The 19,010-nt window shown below is 69.1% G+C and carries 15 protein-coding genes and 2 pseudogenes; 11 read left to right on the plus strand and 6 right to left on the minus strand.

Translation table 11 applies throughout. The annotated features are described in order from the left end of the window. The 4 genes from BJF85_RS27445 to BJF85_RS18165 all read right to left on the minus strand — a co-directional run. Window positions 1-601: DUF222 domain-containing protein (locus BJF85_RS27445; RefSeq protein WP_158056991.1), on the minus strand; the 601-nt coding region annotated here is incomplete at its 3' end. 484 nt (window positions 602-1,085) lie between these two features. Further along, entirely contained in the window at window positions 1,086-1,946 is an 861-nt protein-coding gene (locus tag BJF85_RS18155; RefSeq protein WP_075849243.1) for an ABC transporter permease, read from the minus strand. Continuing rightward, a complete protein-coding gene (locus BJF85_RS18160) occupies window positions 1,934-2,920 on the minus strand; it encodes an ABC transporter ATP-binding protein (protein WP_139320699.1) in 987 nt (328 codons plus the stop codon). The genes BJF85_RS18155 and BJF85_RS18160 overlap by 13 nt, the downstream gene beginning before the upstream one ends. After that, entirely contained in the window at window positions 2,917-3,975 is a 1,059-nt protein-coding gene (locus tag BJF85_RS18165) for a sigma-E factor regulatory protein RseB domain-containing protein (protein ID WP_075849245.1), read from the minus strand. Before BJF85_RS18165 ends, BJF85_RS18160 begins: the two co-directional genes overlap by 4 nt. A 130-nt stretch (window positions 3,976-4,105) precedes the next feature. Here BJF85_RS18165 and BJF85_RS18170 point away from each other — a divergent pair, with 130 nt between their 5' ends. The 4 genes from BJF85_RS18170 (at window position 4,106) to BJF85_RS18185 (ending at window position 6,965) form a co-directional block, all read left to right on the plus strand. Continuing rightward, complete coding sequence (locus tag BJF85_RS18170) at window positions 4,106-4,816, plus strand: response regulator transcription factor (RefSeq protein WP_075849247.1); 711 nt, start codon at window positions 4,106-4,108, stop codon at window positions 4,814-4,816. Window positions 4,817-4,818: 2 nt separating this feature from the next. Continuing rightward, window positions 4,819-6,144, plus strand: a complete 1,326-nt coding sequence (locus tag BJF85_RS18175; protein WP_075849273.1) for a HAMP domain-containing sensor histidine kinase — start codon at window positions 4,819-4,821, stop codon at window positions 6,142-6,144. Window positions 6,145-6,152: 8 nt separating this feature from the next. Then, window positions 6,153-6,539 (plus strand): (deoxy)nucleoside triphosphate pyrophosphohydrolase, encoded by a 387-nt coding sequence (locus BJF85_RS18180; protein WP_075849249.1) that lies wholly within the window; start codon window positions 6,153-6,155, stop codon window positions 6,537-6,539. 126 nt (window positions 6,540-6,665) lie between these two features. Beyond that, on the plus strand, window positions 6,666-6,965 hold the full coding sequence (locus tag BJF85_RS18185) for a YciI family protein (RefSeq protein WP_075849251.1): 300 nt from the start codon (window positions 6,666-6,668) through the stop codon (window positions 6,963-6,965). A gap of 13 nt (window positions 6,966-6,978) precedes the next feature. Here the strand turns inward: BJF85_RS18185 and BJF85_RS28070 are convergent, their stop codons facing one another. After that, window positions 6,979-7,146, minus strand: a complete 168-nt coding sequence (locus BJF85_RS28070) for a hypothetical protein (protein ID WP_158056993.1) — start codon at window positions 7,144-7,146, stop codon at window positions 6,979-6,981. Between the two features lie 238 nt (window positions 7,147-7,384). On the opposite strand from BJF85_RS28070, the pseudogene typA reads away from it, so the two are divergent. The 5 genes and pseudogenes from typA to BJF85_RS18210 form a co-directional block, all read left to right on the plus strand. After that, window positions 7,385-9,296 (plus strand): annotated as a pseudogene (gene typA / locus BJF85_RS18190) (translational GTPase TypA). Between the two features lie 160 nt (window positions 9,297-9,456). Next, window positions 9,457-11,478, plus strand: a complete 2,022-nt coding sequence (locus BJF85_RS18195; protein WP_075849253.1) for an ABC transporter family substrate-binding protein — start codon at window positions 9,457-9,459, stop codon at window positions 11,476-11,478. A 332-nt stretch (window positions 11,479-11,810) separates the two neighbouring features. Then, window positions 11,811-13,568, plus strand: a complete 1,758-nt coding sequence (locus tag BJF85_RS18200; protein WP_075849255.1) for an ABC transporter family substrate-binding protein — start codon at window positions 11,811-11,813, stop codon at window positions 13,566-13,568. Between the two features lie 195 nt (window positions 13,569-13,763). Further along, complete coding sequence (locus tag BJF85_RS18205; RefSeq protein ID WP_075849257.1) at window positions 13,764-14,783, plus strand: ABC transporter permease; 1,020 nt, start codon at window positions 13,764-13,766, stop codon at window positions 14,781-14,783. A 1-nt stretch (window position 14,784) separates the two neighbouring features. After that, window positions 14,785-15,696: pseudogene (locus BJF85_RS18210) on the plus strand (ABC transporter permease); the annotation flags it as partial. Between the two features lie 75 nt (window positions 15,697-15,771). Here BJF85_RS18210 and BJF85_RS18215 read toward each other — a convergent pair. Beyond that, entirely contained in the window at window positions 15,772-17,553 is a 1,782-nt protein-coding gene (locus tag BJF85_RS18215; protein ID WP_075849275.1) for an ABC transporter ATP-binding protein, read from the minus strand. Between the two features lie 114 nt (window positions 17,554-17,667). Here BJF85_RS18215 and mshB point away from each other — a divergent pair, with 114 nt between their 5' ends. Continuing rightward, window positions 17,668-18,549: an N-acetyl-1-D-myo-inositol-2-amino-2-deoxy-alpha-D-glucopyranoside deacetylase gene (gene mshB, locus BJF85_RS18220; protein WP_075849259.1), complete on the plus strand. Its 882-nt coding sequence runs from the start codon at window positions 17,668-17,670 to the stop codon at window positions 18,547-18,549. Then, window positions 18,546-19,007, plus strand: a complete 462-nt coding sequence (locus tag BJF85_RS18225; protein ID WP_369822216.1) for a hypothetical protein — start codon at window positions 18,546-18,548, stop codon at window positions 19,005-19,007. The genes mshB and BJF85_RS18225 overlap by 4 nt, the downstream gene beginning before the upstream one ends. The last annotated feature ends 3 nt before the right edge of the window (window positions 19,008-19,010 follow it).

Raw genomic sequence — 19,010 nt, forward strand, 5'->3', positions numbered from 1 at the left:
CGTGGGCCATGCGCGCAGCGGCGGTCTCAGCACCGGGGTCAACCTGCTTGACGATCTGCGACGCATGCCAAGCCATATTCCGAGGCTGCCACGCAGTAAGAGACAGCCGAGAAAGCTTCTCCTCCAGTCGCCGATCAACCTCAAGCGCATCGGAATCGGAAACCGGCGCGACAGTATTAAGCACCCGCTCGGCGCAATACCGATCCACCCGACCCTCTCGCATAGCCTGCAATAGTCGAGGCATGCGATAAGTCAACGCCAGCGCGGTATGAATCCGATCCAAAACCCCCTGAGGTGACAGCCGAAGCTCAGGCGCCAACGCCTCAGCCAACGACCGCCGCTCCCACGAATCAGGAGACGACCCGTCATCGAGCGAAGCAAGAAACTCCACCTCAGCAGCATCAGCCCGAGCCCGCAGCGCAAGAACCCCGCGAGCCGACTCAACGATCCCCTCAACGTCTGTCACGCAACCAATGATACCGAACAATTGATCGGCAAACACCACCCAGAAGCATGACAAAGAACCACCACGAAAAGTAACCCCACCACCGCCACCCCAAATACCGCCACCGCCGAAGCGAAGCAAGGCCAAACCCGCCAACCACCCCACCCACAGAACCGCCCCCGTGAAGTGTCATCCCGTCGACCTAAACAGCAACCATCACACTGCAGTCAGGGCGCAACCCGAAACCAACCGGAACCAAGAAACGAAAACCTTGCGCCCTGGCTGCAGTGTGATACCCCAACGAGCAGTCGAGGGGATGACACTTCCCCGGCGGCAAGGCCGCCCGAACATCCCGGAGACCTGCCCAGCCGGCGAGGCGCCCCCACCCCGAGTGCAGGTCTCGCCCACAAACGGCCAACACAGCGACGCGAACTGCCGACACGACGCCGCGAAACGCCAACACAGCGACGCAGGCTGCTGACACGGCGACGCAAACTGCTGACACAGCGACGTGAGGTGCCAACACGACGCCGCAGAACGCCAACACGGCGACGCAGGCTGCTGACACGGCGGTGTGGGGTGTCCCCACACCCCACACCGCCCGTGCCCCCGACCCCCGACCCGCGCACCCCCCGGGTGGTCAGCCGTCGCGGGAGATGACCCGCCCGTAGGCAAGGGCCCCGCCGGCAACCCCGTAGCACGCGGCGACAAGCACGCCCTGCGTCAAGCCGCCCAGCGGAACGGGGTCGCGGAGGACGTCGACGATGGACCACCAGGAGTCGGTGATGAGGAACGGGTGGAGCCACGAGAGCGCGTCGAGGTTGCCGAGGACGGCGAAGACGACGACGCCGCCGAGTACGGAGGCCATCACGACCATGGGGTGGTCGGTGCGGGCGGAGATGGCCAGCGCGACGGCGCCGACGGCCCACAGCTGCACGGTGAGGAACGCGCCGGCGAGTGCGACGCGGCCGAGGCTGTCGACGAGCGACAGCGTCGTCCCGGACAGGGTGTAGAGCGTGTCGGTGCCGTTGAGGATCAGGCCGGTGACCACGCCGACGCCGGCGATGACGGCGACGGCGCTCACGGTGAAGGTGGCGACGCCGAACGCCTTGACCAGCAGCAGTCGTCCGCGTCCGACGGGCGCGAGTAGCCAGCCCCGCAACGTGCCGGTGGAGGTTTCCCCGGCCAACGCGTCGGCCCCGGACATGGCGGCGGCGAGCGGCAACAGCAGGTTCATCGTCATGCCCAGCGCGGCGACGGGAAGCACGAGGCCACCGGCCGCGGCCGACAGCAGACCCGCCCCTTCGTCGGGTCCGCCGGGGCCGCCTCCCGGTCCGGCGGGGCCGGAGATCGTGAGGGCGACGCCCATGATCACGGGGATGACTCCGAGCAGGCCGAGCACGATGAGGGTGCGTGGCCTGCGGTAGATCCACCGCAGTTCCGCCCGCAGCAGCCGTGTTGTGGGTGCCGTGCGGCGGGCCGGTTCGGTCAGGACGTCCATGTCGAGCCCTCCTCGCTGTCCTGGGTCAACCGGGCGAACAGGTCCTCGAGGCCCGTCCGGCTGCGCCGCGCCTCGTACACCGGAATGCCTGCGCCGACGAGCGTGGCGATGACGTCCGGTGCCGTGGCTCGGGTGAGTTCCACGCGTACGCCCTCCGGCACGGGACGGGCCGTCAGGTGGGCGGCCCGCAACGCCTCGACGGCGGCCGTGGTGTCCGTTGTGGACACGTCGAGCGACGGTGACTCCGATTCGAGCAGTTCGGTCAGGTCGCCTTGCGCGACAAGGGTCCCCTCGTTGAGCACGGCCACGTGCGTGCACGTCGCCTCCACCTCGGCCAGCAGATGCGAGGACACGACCACGGTCACGCCGTCGCGGTGCAGATCGGCGATGACCGAGCGGATCTCCCGCGTACCGGCCGGGTCGAGTCCGTTGGTGGGTTCGTCGAGCACCACGAGCCTGCGCGGCACCAGCAGCGCGCCGGCCAGGCCGAGGCGCTGCTTCATGCCGAGCGAGTAGCCGCGGTACCGGCGCTCGCCGGCCTTGGTCAGGCCGACGCGTTCGAGCGCGGCGTCGACGGCGCCCGGGATACGCGCCGACGTGAGCCGCGGTTCTGCGGCGGCCAGGCGCAGCAGGTTCTCCCTGCCCGACAGGAACGGGTGGAATCCCGGCCCCTCCACGAGGGCGCCGACGTCGGGCAGCGCGTGCGCGGCCCGGTCGGGCATGCGGTGGCCGAGCAGTTCGACCTCCCCCTCGGTGGGTTGCACGAGGCCGAGCAGCATGCGGATCGTCGTGGTCTTGCCCGAGCCGTTCGGCCCGAGCATGCCCAGCACGGACCCCTCGGGCACGTCGAGGTCGACGTGGTCGACGGCGACGGTGCGCCCGTACGTCTTCCGCAGTCCGCGCGTGCGGGCTGCGGGGGCGGGCCCCTCCACGGAGGAGGGACCCGCCACGATCGTCCCGGCGGCCGTGCTCACCGGTTCTCCAGCGCTTCGCGCAGTACCTGCTCCGGCACGGCGCCCGCGGCGACCCGGCCGTCGTCGGTGATCAACGCCGTCCCGACCCGCGTCTCGACGACGTGGCCGGAACCGAACTCGCCCTGCACGGGCTTGCCGACCTGCTCGAGCATGGCGGCCATGTCCATGTCGCCGTCACCGGACTCGGCCTGCTGACGCAGCTCCTCCGGGATGCGGGCGAGCACCACCGTGTCCCAGCCCTCGCCGACGATGTCGACCTCGGGTGCGGCTTCGTGCTGCTCGTCGCGCGGGTGCTCACCTGCGCCCTGTTCGGTGACCTCGGTGCCCGCGGGCGGCGAGAACTCGAACAGCCGCTCCGGCTGCGGGCCGAACTCGAGGTCGGTGAACCCGGCCTCGAGCGCCGGTTCCGTCGTGCCGTGCGTGAGGACCTGCATGCGCAGCGGCAGCCGCTCCTCGGCGTCCACGGCCACGCGGACCTCGCGCAGCAGCGTCCGCTCGTCCGGCTTCGGCGTCAGCACCAGCTCGTACGCCGCGCGGCCCGCCACTCTGGCGGTGCCGTCGACCGCGACGTCCGAGGTCTTCCGGAGCTGTTCGACGACCTGGGTCGCCGCCTGCGCCGGATCGGCGCCGGCCGCCTCGGGGGACTCGGGCTGCTGGCGGGCCTCCGCGGGCAGCGCGGTCCGCGTCGCGGTGCCCGCCTCCGAGTCGTACGACCACAGCGCGTCGTCGCCCAGGACGTACGTGTGCTCGCTCGAGTCCTTCTCGAGCGCGATCCGGCCCTTGCCCGCACCGTCGTAGTAGACGCGCGCCTGCTGCGCGTCCAGCGCCGGCACCCCCGGCACCGCGGGCAGGCCGAGCTCGTTGTCGACCTCCGCCGTGCCCGCCATCGCCTTCGGCTCGGCCGACAGCACCGACCCGACCAGCTGCTGCGCCCCGATCTCGGGCAGCTCCGGTGCGTCCTCGGCCCCGGCCGGCATGGCCAGCAGCCCCAGTCCCAACGCCCCCACGGCCGTGCCGGCGACCGCTACCGTCGTCGCCTTCCGTTTCGTGTTCACAAGATCCTCCTCGTGTCCCAGTGTTCCCCGACACCGATGAGCCTGCTCGTCCGGTGCTGAGACCGAGCTGAGAACGTCCGGCCCGCTGAGAACGCGCTGAGAGAAGCCGCGCCACGGCCGGGAACACGGCATGCTGTCAGGCGTGGAACCGCGAGTGTTGGTCGTCGACGACGAGGTGGGGGTGCGCAAGGCCCTCAGCCGGGGTCTCGGCGCCGAGGGCATGGACGTCACCGTGGCGGCCGACGGCCCGACCGCGCTGAGCCTGGCCAGGACCGGCGCCTTCGACGTCGTGTTGCTCGACATCATGCTGCCCGGCCTGTCCGGTTACCGCGTGCTCGAGCGGCTGCGTGCCGAGGGCGTGGCGACGCCCGTGCTGCTGATCTCCGCCAAGGACGGCGAGATCGACCAGGCCGACGGGCTCGATCTGGGCGCCGACGGCTACGTCGTCAAGCCGTTCTCGTTCGTCGTGCTGGTGGCCCAGGTCCGGGCGACCCTGCGGCGGAGCGCGGCCGAGGGGGCCCGCGGTCAGCTGCGGATCGGCCCACTGGTGCTGGACCGCGGACGGCGCGAGGTCCATTGGCGCGACGAGCTCGTCCCGTTGAGCCCCCGCGAGTACGCGCTCCTCGAGGCGCTCGCCGGCCGCGCCGGCACGGTCGTGACCAAGGAGGAGCTGCTGCGGTCGGTGTGGGGCGACCAGCGGGCGGCCACGCGCAACGTCGTCGAGGTCTACGTCGGATATCTGCGGCGCAAGCTCGATGCCGTGGGCGCGACGGCCTTCGTGCGCACGGTGCGCGGACACGGTTACGTCGCAGGTGATCCGGATGCGGAACCGGCGCCGTGAGCGTGCTGCGGTGGCGGCGGCGGCGCGGGGTGCGCACGCGCGTCACGGTGGTCGCGACGCTCGTGGCCGCGGTCGTGTTGTTGGGTCTTGCGCTGGCCGGTGGCCGGTACGTCGAGCCGTGGTTGCTCGACGGCGTCGACGTCGACCTGCGCACGGCCGCGCACACCGCCGAACGCGACGTCGAAAGTGGACGGACACCGTCCACAGCGGATGGACTGTCGATCCGGGTGCTCGACACGGCAGGCGATCCCGTCGACCCCGGCGCCCGACCGGCGTTGGGCGACGCACACGTCTCCGACCTCAAGGCCGGACTGGCCGTAACCGTTCCGGGTGCCGGCATGCCCACGCGGTGGGCCGGCACGGTCGCCACGGCGCCGGACGGTGCGCAACGGCTCGTCGTCGCGAGTGCCCCGCTGGCCGGCCTGGCCGCGGCGACCGCGAGCGGCACGCAATGGCTCCTCGGACTCGCCGCGGCGGGGGCGGTCGTCGTCGGCGGCGTCGCCTGGGTGACCACCGGCGCGGCGCTGCGCCCGGTGGCGCGCCTGCGCCGGTCGCTGCGCGGACTGCCGCCCGGCGGCCGGCTGCCCGAACCGGAGTCCTCCGACGAGCTCGGCGCGCTGACCACCGAGTTCAACGACCTGCTCGCCGGCCACGACGCGGTCGCCGAGCGGCTGCGCCGGTTCACCGGAGACGCGGCGCACGAACTGCGTTCGCCCGTGGCGTCGGTGCGGGTACAGGCCGAGGTCGGCGTCGCGGCGGGCGACGGAGCCGTGGCCCAGGAGACGTTGGCGGACATCCTCGTCGAGGCCGAACGCCTCTCCACGCTGCTCGACGGGCTGCTCATGCTCGCGCGTGCGGACGCGGGCGAGCTGCCGGTCGCCGAACCCGTCGAACTGGTCACCGAGGCGCGGGCCGCCGTCGAACGCCTCGCCGACGCACCCGACGTGCGGGTGAGCGCGCTCGTGCCGGAGGCGTGGGCGCTGGCCGCACCGTCGGAGGTGGAACTGGTGCTCGACAACCTGTTGCGCAACGCCTGCCGGCACGCCCGGCACCGCATCGTCGTGTCGGTGCTGGCCACGCGCGCATGGGTGCGGGTCGTCGTCGACGACGACGGTCCCGGCGTCGAACCGGAGCACCGCGGGCGCGTGTTCGACCGGTTCTACCGCGCCTCCGACGACCGGGCGCGCAGCTCCGGCGGGACCGGACTCGGGCTCGCGCTGGTGGCCGAGGCGGTACGCCGCCGCGGCGGTCGGGTCGTCGTCGGCGAGTCTCCGGACGGGGGTGCTCGTTTCGAGGTGAGCTGGCGCAGGCACGATCGGGACCCGTGACCGAGACTATGGAACGCGTGATCGTGGGCGCGGCGATCGTCGACGGCGCCAAGCTGCTCATCCAGCAGCGGGCCTATCCCGACGACGCCGCGGGACTGTGGGAGCTGCCCGGCGGGCGGGTCGAGCCCGGCGAGACCGAACAGGCCGCGTTGCGGCGGGAATGCGCCGAGGAGCTGGCCATCGAGGTCACCGTGGGTGTTCCCGTCGGCGAGGACGTCGTGTTGCCGGGCGGTGCGGTGCTTAGGATCTACGCCGCGGCGCTGGTCAGCGGCTGCATTCCGCAGGCCGTCGAACACAAGGCGTTACGCTGGATCGCCGCCGACGAGGTGTCCGATGTCGATTGGCTTCCCGCCGATCGCGCGTTGATTCCCGATCTTGAGGAACTGTTGGCCTGAGGGCGTACGCGAACGCGCAACACGGCGACGCGAATTGCTGACACGGCGACGTGGGGTGCTGACACGGCGGTTAAACCGTACGGATGTTTTGGTGCGGCAGGTGAATTTTGGGCGTATTCTCGGTTTATGTACGTCGTGTTGGTCACCTACACAGCTCCGGTGCCGGCTCTCGACTACGCCCTACCGGACCACGCCGAATGGCTCGCCAAGCAGTACGAGCAGAACCACCTGGTCACGTCGGGACGCAGGGACCTGCGTCGCGGCGAGGTTCTGGTCGTGCGGCACATGTCGAGGCTCAAGCTCGACGCGATGCTCGCGTCCGACCCCCTCGCGTTGGGACATCTCGCCTCGTACGAGGTGATCGAATTCGAGGCGAGTCGCACCTGCCATGAGCTCTACGCGGTCAACGAACTCCTCGCGACCTGAAGGAACTCGCGAATCACGCCGCCTTCGAGACCTTCGATTGCATCGTCTTGGCGTTCTGCAACGCCAGGACGGGGCATTTCGCGCACCGCGGTTTCGACTTGCAGCACTTCTTCTTGAGCTGTCCCGCCTTGATCATGCTGCGGACCGCGGACTTCGGGTCGTCCTCGAGCGCCATCGCCACGGCCAGCTTCGTGCTGGCTTGATGTACTTGCCTTGATGTACTTGCCGGACTTGCGCTTCTTGCCCATCAATCACGCTCCACGGGCGACGTCGGGTCGCCACTTAGGTTAGGCCAACCTCACCGGTTATGAGGTGTGGCGCTGGGCACATCGTGGGCGGCGGTACGCTGGGAAAAGACCGGCAGTGCCGATTCGGCGCAGGTCACCCAACCCTTTCCCGCCCCTTCAGGAGATCTACGCGTGCCTGCACTCACCCCCGAGAAGGTCAGGACCGACCTCCGGAACATCGCGATCGTGGCCCACGTCGACCACGGCAAGACGACGCTCGTCGACGCATGCTGCGGCAGTCGGGCGCCTTCGCCGAACGCGCCGAGCTCGTCGACCGCGTCATGGACTCCGGCGAACTGGAGCGGGAGAAGGGCATCACGATCCTGGCCAAGAACACGGCCATCCGCCGCAACACCCCGGACGGCCCGGTCACGATCAACGTCATCGACACCCCCGGCCACGCCGACTTCGGCGGTGAGGTCGAGCGCGGCATGTCGATGGTCGACGGCGTCGTGCTGCTCGTCGACGCCAGCGAGGGGCCGCTGCCGCAGACCCGGTTCGTGCTGCGCAAGACCCTCGAGGCGGGCCTGCCCGTGGTGCTCGTCGTCAACAAGGTCGACCGCGCCGACGCGCGCATCGCCGAGGTCGTCGAGGAGACCCACGACCTGCTGCTCGAGCTGGCCGGCGACATCGACGGGATGGACGACGCCGCCATGGACGCCGTGCTGAACATGCCGGTGATCTACGCCGCCGCGCGCGACGGCCGCGCCAGCCTCGAACGGCCCGTCGACGGCCAGGTGCCCGACAACGACAACCTCGACCCGCTGTTCGACATCCTGCTCGACCACATGCCGCCGCCGGCGGCCGATCCCGACGCCCCGCTGAGCGCGCTCGTGACCAACCTCGACGCGTCCAGCTTCCTCGGCCGCATCGCGCTCGTGCGCATCTACGCAGGCAAGATCCGCAAGGGTCAGACGGTCGCGTGGCTGCGGGAGGGCGGAGAGCGCCAGCAGGTGCGCATCTCCGAGCTGCTGGTCACGCAGGCGCTCGAGCGTGTGCCCGCGCAGGAGGCCACCGCCGGTGACATCGTCGCCATCGCGGGCATCCCCGACATCACCATCGGCGACACGCTCGCGACCCGGAGCACGCCGAGGCGCTGCCGCGGATCACGGTCGACGAGCCGGCGATCTCGATGACCATCGGCGTCAACACCTCGCCGCTGTCCGGCCGCAACGGCGGCGACAAGGTCACCGCGCGGCTCGTGAAGGCCCGGCTCGACCAGGAGCTCATCGGTAACGTCAGCATGCGCGTGCTGCCGACCGAACGTCCCGACGCCTGGGAGGTGCAGGGCCGCGGCGAGCTGGCACTGGCGATCCTCGTCGAGCAGATGCGCCGCGAGGGCTTCGAGCTGACCGTCGGCAAGCCGCAGGTCGTCACCAAGACCATCGACGGCAAGCTGCACGAGCCGTTCGAGCGGCTCTACATCGACTCGCCCGAGGAACACATGGGTGCCATCACCCAGCTGCTGGCCTCGCGCAAGGGCCGCATGGAGGAGATGGACGGCGCCGGCACCGGTCGCATCAAGCTCGAGTACGTCCTGCCCGCCCGCGGGCTCATCGGCTTCCGCACCGACTTCCTCACCGAGACCCGCGGTGCCGGCATCGCCAACCACGTCTTCGAGGGCTACTTCCCGTGGGCCGGCGAGATCCGCACCCGGCACTCCGGTTCGTTGGTCGCCGACCGCTCCGGCCCGGTCACCACGTACGCGATGCTGCAGCTGTCCGACCGCGGCGAGTTCTTCGTCGAGCCGGGTGCCGAGGCGTACGAGGGCATGGTCGTGGGCGAGAACCCGCGCGCCGAGGACCTCGACATCAACATCACCAAGGAGAAGAAGCTCACCAACATGCGCTCGGCCACCGGTGACGAGCTCGAACGCCTCGCCCGGCCGCGCAAGCTGGGCCTGGAGGAGGCCCTCGAGTTCTGCTCGGTCGACGAATGCGTCGAGGTCGGCCCGAGCGCCGTCCGTGTGCGCAAGGTGACCCTCGACGGCAACACGCGCGCCAAGGAGCGTTCGCGGTCCAAGGCCCGCGACAACAACGCGTGACGCCCTGAACCCACGAGGCCGGCGCGGGAACCCCGCGCGGCTCGTGCGTCGATCACGGCGGGTCCCGGGGACGGGCCAAGGCGGTACCAGGGGTTCACACCGCATCTGGCAGGCTCGGGCGAGCCATACAGGACATTTCGCGGAAACGAGGAGTGGGGACGTGCGCGCGATCCGTGGGGGGCGACGCGGCCGCGGGGCCGCCGCGCCGGCGGTCGCGCTCGTGGCGACGCTCGCCGCGGGGTGCACGAACATGCCGCCGCCCCCGATCGTCAGCTCCCAGGCCGCCCCGACCTCGCAGCCCGTGGTCGAACAGCAGGCCCAGGTCGCCGTCGGTGTCGACACGATCAGCGGCGGCTACAACCCGCACAACGTCGCCGACCAGTCGACCACCACGTCCGCGCTGGCCTCGATGCTGCTGCCGTCGGTGTTCCGTCCCGGCGAGGACGGCAGGCCCGAGCTCGACGAACGGCTGATGGTCTCGGCCGAGGTCGTCGCCCACGACCCCTTCACCGTGTCGTACGAGATCCGCCCCGACGCGTCGTGGTCGGACGGGGCGCCGATCGCCGTCGAGGACTTCGTCTACCTGCACGAGGCGATGCGTTCACAGCCCGGCGTCGTGGGTGCGGCAGGCTACCGGCTGATCTCCGACATCAGCCCCGCCGAGGGTGGCAAACGCGTCGACGTCCAGTTCTCGGAGCCGTACCCGGGCTGGCGCACCCTGTTCGACCACCTGCTGCCCGCGCATCTGCTCAAGGACGCCCCGGGCGGCTGGCAGAACGCCCTCAGTGACAGCTTCCCCGCCTACGGCGGTCCGTTCGCCATCACCACGGTCGACCACGCACGCGGCGAGATGGTGCTCGAACGCAACGAGCGCTACTGGGAGCAGCCCGCCGCCGTCGACAAGCTCGTGCTGCGCCGCACCGACCCGACCGGACTCGTCGGCGCGCTGCGCACCGGTACGGACCAGCTGACCGTCGTGCGCACCGACGCGGGCGGGATGGAACGCCTCAGGGAGCTGGGCGACGCGCTCGAACTGTCCGAGCAGCCGCGGCCCTACGTCGTCTCGACGCTGCTGCGGCCGGTCGGCGAACTCGCCGACGACGACGTGCGCGAGGCCGTGGGCGCCATGGTGGACCGTGACGCGCTGATCGCGGCCGGCGCCGACGGCGGCCCGTCGGCGTCGCACCGGGCCGCCGCCCACGTGCGGGCTCCGTCCGATGAGGACTATCGCCCCACCATCCCCGAGGCGGCCCCGCGTCACCCGCAGCCGCGCAAGGCCGAGCGGCTGTTGCGCGAGGCCGGCTACGAGCTGGAGGCCGGCACCTGGACGCGCGACGGACGGCCGTTGTCGTTGGCCCTCGCGGCGCCCGGCGACCGGGAGCCGTACGCGTCGGTGGCCGAGGAACTGTCGCGGCAGCTCGTCGAGTCGGGCGTCGAGATCCGCGACGTCGAGCCCGAGAACCCGCGCGAGCTGTTCAACCACTACCTCGCGCCCGGCGCGAACGGCGAGGACAACGGCGCGATGCCCGTCGACATCGCCGTGGTCCCGCAACCGGTCAGCACCGACCCGGCCTCGACCCTGGCCTCGTCGTTCGGCTGCGCCCCCGCGGGCAACACCGCCGCCGGCACCGCCGCCGACGACGACACGGACGGCAACGACACGGACGGCAACGACGAGCGCGAGGCCGGCGGGGCCTCGGGTGCCGATCAGGAATCCGAGGGCCGTCCGGAAACCGGCGACGACGGTCCCGCCTGGCCCGGGAACGCGAACCCCGAAGGCGATGCCGATGCCGGCGGTACCGACGAAAGTTCGGAAAGCACCGAAGACGCCGAAAGTACCGAAGGTAACGACGGTGACGGCGGTAACGACGACCCCGAGAGCAACGATTCGACTTCCGACAACAACGATTCGACTTCCGGCGAGCTGAGAAGTGCGAACGTTGCGGGCTACTGTGATCCGGAACTGCAGTCGCACATCGACGATGCACTCACCGGCGCCACGCCGCTCGGCGACACGCTGGCGACGGTGGAACCTTCGTTGTGGCACGCCGGGGTGACGATTCCGCTGTTCCAGCCGGTCGACACGGTGGCCGTTTCCCGCGGCGTCGACGGCGTACGCAGCTCCGACAGTCTCACCGAACCGTTCGACTCCGCGGTGGACTGGGATCGCCGTACCGGGTGACGATTCGGTCACCGATCGCCTTCGGTCGAATCTTTTCGTAGGTTCGTTACCCGAGTGAGAGCGCGAGCGATTACATTGCTCCCAAACGTCGCCTTCCGGGTGACAGATGTTTACCGAATGTAAGAAGTGGATGTCCGGACGCTAGATGGAAGTCACCCTTTGGTTACGATCCCTTGGTGGATGGTGACTGCGAGTGTCTGGCTTCTTAGCGTTCCTTCCCAGTATGCGCCGAACGAGTGGTTCGTCGCGTCATATGCTCCGGTCAGACCGGCCGGGGGATGTGAGTCCTGCGGGCGGACAACCGCGGGCTCGGTGCTAGGAGGGCACACGTAATGAGGAGATCCAAAGCAATCTCCGCCACGTCCTTGGTGGCTGTGTCGGCGCTGGTGCTGACAGCCTGTGGTGGCGGAAACGGCGGCGACGGCGGCGGCTCGGCCGACCTCGCGGGTATGGCCGAGGGCAAGGCCCAGGAAGGCGATGTCTTCACGCTCGCCGAGGTCGAGGAGATGGACCCGGTCACGGTCGCCATCGACGAGGGCTTCACGGCGTACAACAACCGGACCGCCGACGCGAACACGTCGTACAACAACTACGTGATGACCCCGGTCCTCGCCGCGCCGACCTTGCTCGACGGCAACAACAAGGTGCTCCTCAACGGTGACGTGATGGAATCCATCGAGGTCACCTCCGAGGACCCCTACACGGTCGAGTGGAAGATCAAGGACGGCGTCAAGTGGTCCGACGGTGAGGCGTGGAACTGCGACGACCTCTACCTCTCCTGGCTCGCCCAGTCCGGGCACGCCGAGGGCTTCAACGCCGCCTCGGCCACCGGCTACGACCTGATCCAGCAGGGTGAGTGCACCGACGACCTGACGTTCACGGCCGAGTTCGACGAGCCGTATGTCGACTACATGGGTCTGTTCAGCGCGGGCGCCGTCATGCCGGCCCACATCGTCGAGCAGGAGGCGGGCGTCGACGACATCACGTCGGTCACCCCGGACTCCGACAACATCGGTGACGTCGCCGAGGTCTGGGCCGACGGCTTCAAGGGCTTCGACGAAGAGGTGATGCCCGGCTCCGGCCCGTACAAGATCAAGAGCTTCAACCGCAACACCGAGACGGTCGTCCTGGAGAAGAACCCCGAGTGGATCGGTGGCAAGGGCGGCCCGAGTGAGGTCACGGTCCGGGCGATCCCGGACACGCAGGCCATGGTGAGTGCGCTGGAGAACGGCGAGATCGACGTCGCCGCCTCCACCCAGCCGGACGGCACCGCCGCCGACCGCCTGCAGGCCCTCGAGGCCCAGGGCGTCACCTACGGTTCCGCGCCGCAGCTGACCTACGAGCACCTCGACCTCAACTTCGAGCGGATCTTCGCCGACGAGGCCGCCCGCAAGGCGTTCTTCGCCGTCGTCGACCGTCAGGACATCGTCGAGAAGCTGGTCTCCGGTGTGCAGCCGGACGCCGAGCCGCACAACAGCATCACCTTCTTCCAGGGTGAAGAGGGCTACGAGGACCAGTACAGCGACAAGTCCGGTCAGGGCCCCGAGGAAGCCGAGCGCATCCTGCAGGAAGGCGGCTGGGAGAAGGGCGACGACGGCATCTACGCCAAGGACGGCGAGCGCCTCTCCGTCTCGATCTCCTTCAACGACAACCTGCGCAGGAAGCAGACCGTCGAGCTGATCCAGTCGGTCGCCTCGCAGGCCGGTATCGAGGTGCGCGAGGACCAGGACCCGAACTTCCTGGCGGGCCGGGTCGACAAGGGTGACTACGACATCGCCCTGTTCGGCTGGTCGTCCGAGCCGTACAAGTCGACCCAGCGGAACATCTACACCACCGGTGGTCCGCAGAACTGGCAGGGCCTGAGCGACGACGCCGTGGACGAGGCCTACAACAAGGCCACCAGCACGGCCGACGAGGACCAGGCGCTCGAGCACTACAAGGAGGCCGACGCGGCATTGGCCGAGACCTACGCGACTCTGCCGATCTTCGCCACGCCGTCGATGTGGGGCTTCACCGGCATCGATCGGGTGTACATGCAGTCGTACAACGGTGCACTGTGGAACGTCGGTGAATGGGAGCCGGCCGAGTAATTTCGGTATCTCTGCCCGTTTCGCCCGCGGTGCCACAAGCATCGTGACTGCGCTGACGTCGACGTCGGGGGCGGACTGAGGAGTCCGGCCCCCGACGCGCGACGTAAGTACCTGTTCCGTTCGGCCACGGTCCGACTATCGTGTCGCGAGCAGTAGCGCATAATTCCGGGCGGAGCTCGGACTAGGAGCAAGTCGTTGAACCTGGTTGTCTATATTCTTCGCCGCTTGGCGATCTCGATTCCGATCCTGTTCATCGGAACCTTCCTGGTGTTCTGCATGGTTGCGGCCGCGGGCGATCCCCTCGGTGAAATCAGAACCCAACCAGGGGTGAGTCAGGAGGCCATCGATAATCTCGAGACGCAGCTCGGTCTCGACCAAGGCATCGTGCCGCGCTACTTCGACTGGCTCGGTGGATTCCTGACCGGCGACTGGGGCATCTCGATCGCCCAGGGCGCCAACATGGAACCGGTCTTCCCGAAGATCATGAGCGCCTTCCAGGTCACCATCCAACTGGTGCTGGCGGCCGAGATCATCGCGCTGCTGCTGGGTGTCGCCGTCGGTGTCCTCGCCGCGGTCAAGCAGTACACGCCGATCGACTACATCGCCACGACGACGGCGTTCATCTTCTTCTCGATGCCGATCTTCTGTGTCGCCATCATCCTGAAGATGTACGGGATCCAGTTGAACGTCCTGATCAACGACCTGGGCTTGGACTCGTTGCTGGGGAGTCCGTTCCTGAAGACCACCAGTCCGACGGAGCTCGGCGCCGGGGACGGGTTCTTCGACTCGGTCATCCTGTGGGTCGGCGGCCTGGCGCTGCCGACGCTGTCGCTCATGTTCATCAGCTTCGCCGCCTACAGCCGTTTCCAGCGGTCGTCGATGCTCGAGACGATGAACATGGACTACGTCCGTACGGCGCAGGCCAAGGGCCTGAGCCAGGCGCGCGTGATCATGCGGCACGCGTTCCGGAACGCGCTGATCCCGGTGACGACGTTGTTCTCGGTGAACTTCGTGACGGTCGTGACCGGCGCGATCATCACCGAGCAGGTGTTCGCGTGGAACGGCATGGGCACGGTGCTCGTCGAGGCCGTGAACAGGAACGACCCGAACACGCTGATGGGTTGGATCGTGGTCATCTCGATCGCGGTGGTCATCGCCAACCTCATCGCTGACCTGGTGTACGGCATTCTGGACCCGAGGATTCGCGTTGGCTGACTTGAACCCCACGAACGCCGGTTCCGGCGCGAACGACAGCAACGGCGACGTCGCGGCCCTGCCCGAGGCGCGCAGCCAGTCCAAGATGGTGCTGCGGAAGTTCCTGCGGCACAAGCTCGCGATGACGAGCCTGATCGTGATCGTGCTGCTCACGCTCGCGGCGATCGTCATCCCGTTCTTCTATCCGCACGGCTACTGGGACGCGGGCTTCGACTCCTATGTGGAGCCGGGGGTCGATCACCCGCTCGGCACGACCCAGGTGGGCAAGGACATGCTCGCGCAGGTGCTGCGCGGCACGCAGTACTCCCTGATGATCGCGTTGACGGTGGCGATCCTGGCGACCTTCATCGGTGTCGTGTTCGGTGCGCTCGCCGGCTACCTGCGCGGTATCACCGACTCGGCGATCTCGCGGCTCACGGACCTGTTCCTGATCGTGCCGCAGATCGCGGCGGCGGCGATCCTGGTGCAGGTCTTCGCGGGCAGCTGGTACGTCGTGGCGATCGTGCTGGCGATGTTCGCGTGGATGCCGATCGCGAGGATCACCCGCGCCGAGGCGATGTCGTTGTCGCAGCGCGAGTTCATCGAGGCGGCACGGGCGTCCGGCGCGGGCACCGGACGGATCGTGTTCAAGCACCTGATCCCGAACATGGTCGGCACGATCACCGTGAACGCGACCCTCGCGGTCGCGCAGGCCGTGCTCGCCGAGGCGGCCCTGTCGTTCATCGGCCTGGGTGTCCGGCTCCCCGACACGTCGTTGGGGTTGGTCATCGCCGAGAACTACGAGCACATGCAGGGACGTCCGTGGTTGTTCTTCGGCGCGTTCACGGTGCTGGTGCTGATCTCGCTGAGCGTCAACTTCATCGGTGACGGTCTGCGGGACGCCTTCGACCCGCGTCAGCGGCGCGTGAAGGCCGATCGGACGAACGAAGGCCGGTCCCACCTCCGAGGAGGTGGACCCGCTTTCGGTGTCGGTCCTGTTCGGCCGTCGCTATTCGGCCTTCGTGTAGCGGCTGGCCTCCCAGGCCTCGCGGCGTTCGCGCTGCCGTGTCGGGTCGGCCACGGGTGCGGCCGCCAGAAGCCGCTTGGTGTAGTCGTGCTGCGGGTTGTGCAGCACCTGGTCTCGCTCGCCGACCTCGACCAGCTGGCCCTTGCGCATCACGGCGACGCGGTCGGCCAGCAGGTCGACGACCGCGAGGTCGTGGCTGATGAACAGGCACGCGAAGTTCAGGCTCTGCTGCAGGTCGAGGAACAGGTCCAGCACCTTCGCCTGCACGGACACGTCGAGCGCGCTGGTGGGTTCGTCGGCGATGAGCAGCTTCGGCTCGAGCGCCAGTGCCCGCGCGATGGCGATGCGCTGACGCTGGCCGCCGGACAGCTCGTGCGGGTACCGGTTGCGGTAGTGCCCGGACAGCTGGACCTGGTCGAGCAGCTCGGTCACGCGCGAGGTGAGGGCGTTGCCCTCCAGCACCTTGTGCAGCACTAGCGGTTCGGCGACGGATTCGCCGATGGTCATCTTCGGGTCCAGTGTGGACGCCGGGTCCTGGAACACGATCGAGAAGTACCGGCGCAGCGGCCGCAGCTTCTTGTTGGACAGCGTGGTGATGTCGCGGCCGCCCACGTGCACCGAACCGGCCGTCGGGTCGAGCAGGCGGATCGCGCAGCGGCCCACGGTGCTCTTGCCCGAGCCCGATTCGCCGACCAGGCCGACGATCTCGCCGGCCTCGATGGACAACGAGACGCCGTCGACGGCGCGCACCTTGCTCCGGCCGCGGCCCGGGAACTCCAGCACCAGGTCCTTGATCTCGAGGGCGGGAGCGTCGGCCTCGACCTCGCTCGCGAGCTCCTCCTCGACGGCCTTCAGCCGCTCGGCGACCTCGGCGTCGGTGATCTCGGTGTCGACCTCGGTGGGCTGCTCCTCGAGCAGTCGCCTGCCCTCGGGCCGCGAGCCCAGCACCGGAACGGCCGCGAGCAGATTCTTCGTGTACTCCTCGCGCGGGTTGGCGAACAGCTCCGCCACGGGCGCCTGCTCGACGATCTCGCCCTGGTACATCACGAGCACGCGGTCGGCCAGGTCGGCGACGACGCCCATGTCGTGGGTGATCAGAACGATCGCCGTGTTCAGGTCGTCCCGCAGTTTGCGCAGCAGGCCGAGGATCTCCGCCTGCACGGTGACGTCGAGCGCGGTGGTCGGCTCGTCGGCGATGATGATCTTCGGATCGCACGAGATGGCCATCGCGATCACGACGCGCTGCCGCAGACCACCGGAGAGCTGGTGCGGATACTGGTTGATCCGCTTCGCCGGTTCGGGGAACCCGACCAGATCCAGCAGTTCGACGGCGCGCTCGGTGGCGTCGGCCTTCGACATGTCCTTGTTGTGCGCCCGCAGCGATTCCCGGAGCTGCCACCCGATGGTGTACATCGGGTTCAGCGCGGTCATCGGCTCCTGGAAGATCATCGCGACATCGGTGCCGCGGTGCTTGCGGAGCTGCTTGTCGGTCAACCCGCCGAGGTCGGTGTCCTCGACCCTGCGGGCGCCGTCGATGGACGACGTCTTCGGCAGCAGGCCGGGAACGGACATCGAGGTCACGGATTTACCGGAACCGGACTCGCCGACGATCGCCAGGATCTCCCCGGGCTGAACGTCGAAACTGATGCCCTTGACGGCGTCGACCGGACCGTCCTCGGTCTTGAACGAGATGAACAGGTCCGAAATGGACAACACCGGGCCGGTTGTGCCGGTGACCTGCGGTGAATGTGTGTCTGTGCTCACCAGATGCCCTTCGAGTGCGGGTTCGGGTGCCACGTTGGGTGGTCGTGGACGTGGGCGCGAGGATAGTCGACATGCGCCGTTCGGGGGACGGGTCGAAGGAATTAATCTTATGTTGTGATCTCGGGAAATGGGCGCAGCGTCGTGTTGGTTCACGCACATCCGGACGACGAGAGCATCACCACGGGCGGCACGATCGCCCGCTACGCCGCCGCAGGGGCGCACGTGACGGTCGTGACCTGCACGCTGGGCGAGGAGGGCGAGATCATCCCGTCGGCACTGGGCGAGCTCGGGGCGTGGGCGTCCGACCAGCTGGGCGGTTACCGCTCGGGTGAGCTGGCCGCCGCGGGCGCCGCGCTGGGCTGGACCGGGCACCGCTACCTCGGCGGCATCGGACGGTGGCGCGACTCGGGCATGGCGGGCACACCGGCGGCGGAGCATCCGCGGGCGCTGGCCGGCGGGGACGTCGACCGGCAGACCGCGCAGCTGGTCGAGCTGCTCGACGAGCTGCGGCCCCAGGTGGTGGTGACCTACGACGCGCACGGCGGCTACGGGCACCCCGATCACATCCGTGCCCACGACATCACCATGGCCGCGGCACCGAGGGCCGCATCGGTACGGCGCGTGTTCCATACGGTCTCCTCGCGCGGCGCGGTGCACGCGGGGCTCGCGGAGCTGCGCTCCGAGCGGCCGACGGCCGCGGGCGAGCTGCCCGTGCGGGTTCCCGCCGACGACGAGCTGCCCACGACCCCGGACGCCGACATCACCACGGTCGTCGACATCGCGGCGTACCGCCGGCACAAGATCGCCGCGCTCGCGGCGCACGAGACGCAGATCGCCGTCGGATCGGATGCGTGGTTCGCGTTGTCGAACGGCATCGCCCAACCCGTCCCCGACGCCGAGTACTTCGTCCTCGCCCACGGCCCGGCCGAGGGCTGCGAGACCGATCTGTTCGGCGGCCTGGCGCTCGACGGTCCTGAATCCGGAGCGGGCGCATGACGGCGTCGAGCATCCGCGCGCCCCGGGTGACCAAGCCCGACGACCTCGGCGGCCTGCCCCCGCAGGCGCGGATCGCGATGGTCGCGCTGCTGGCGATCGATGCCGCGTTGCTGGCGCTCCTCGAGCTGTTCTACCTGCCGTTGCGGCTGGACGGGAATATCCTGCCGCGCGTCGGTGACCTGCCGTTCCCCATCGTGATCGTGGTCGCCGCCGTCACCACCCCGTGGCTCGTGTCGATCGCGAGTGGTTTGGGCAACCGGAAACTGGGCATGATCCCGTTGCTGGTCTGGCTGGTCACGATCCTGGTCGTAGGTGTCACCGGACCGGGCGGAGATCTCGTGCTCATCGGCGACGTCCGCACGCTGCTGCTGCTGGCCTGTGGTGCGCTGCCCGCGGGACTCGTGCTCGGCGGCGTGCTGGGCCGCGATGCCCGTGAGTCGAGAGCCGGCCGGAGGTAGGGA

Source organism: Saccharomonospora sp. CUA-673 (assembly GCF_001942305.1).
Taxonomy (GTDB): Bacteria; Actinomycetota; Actinomycetes; order Mycobacteriales; family Pseudonocardiaceae; genus Prauserella.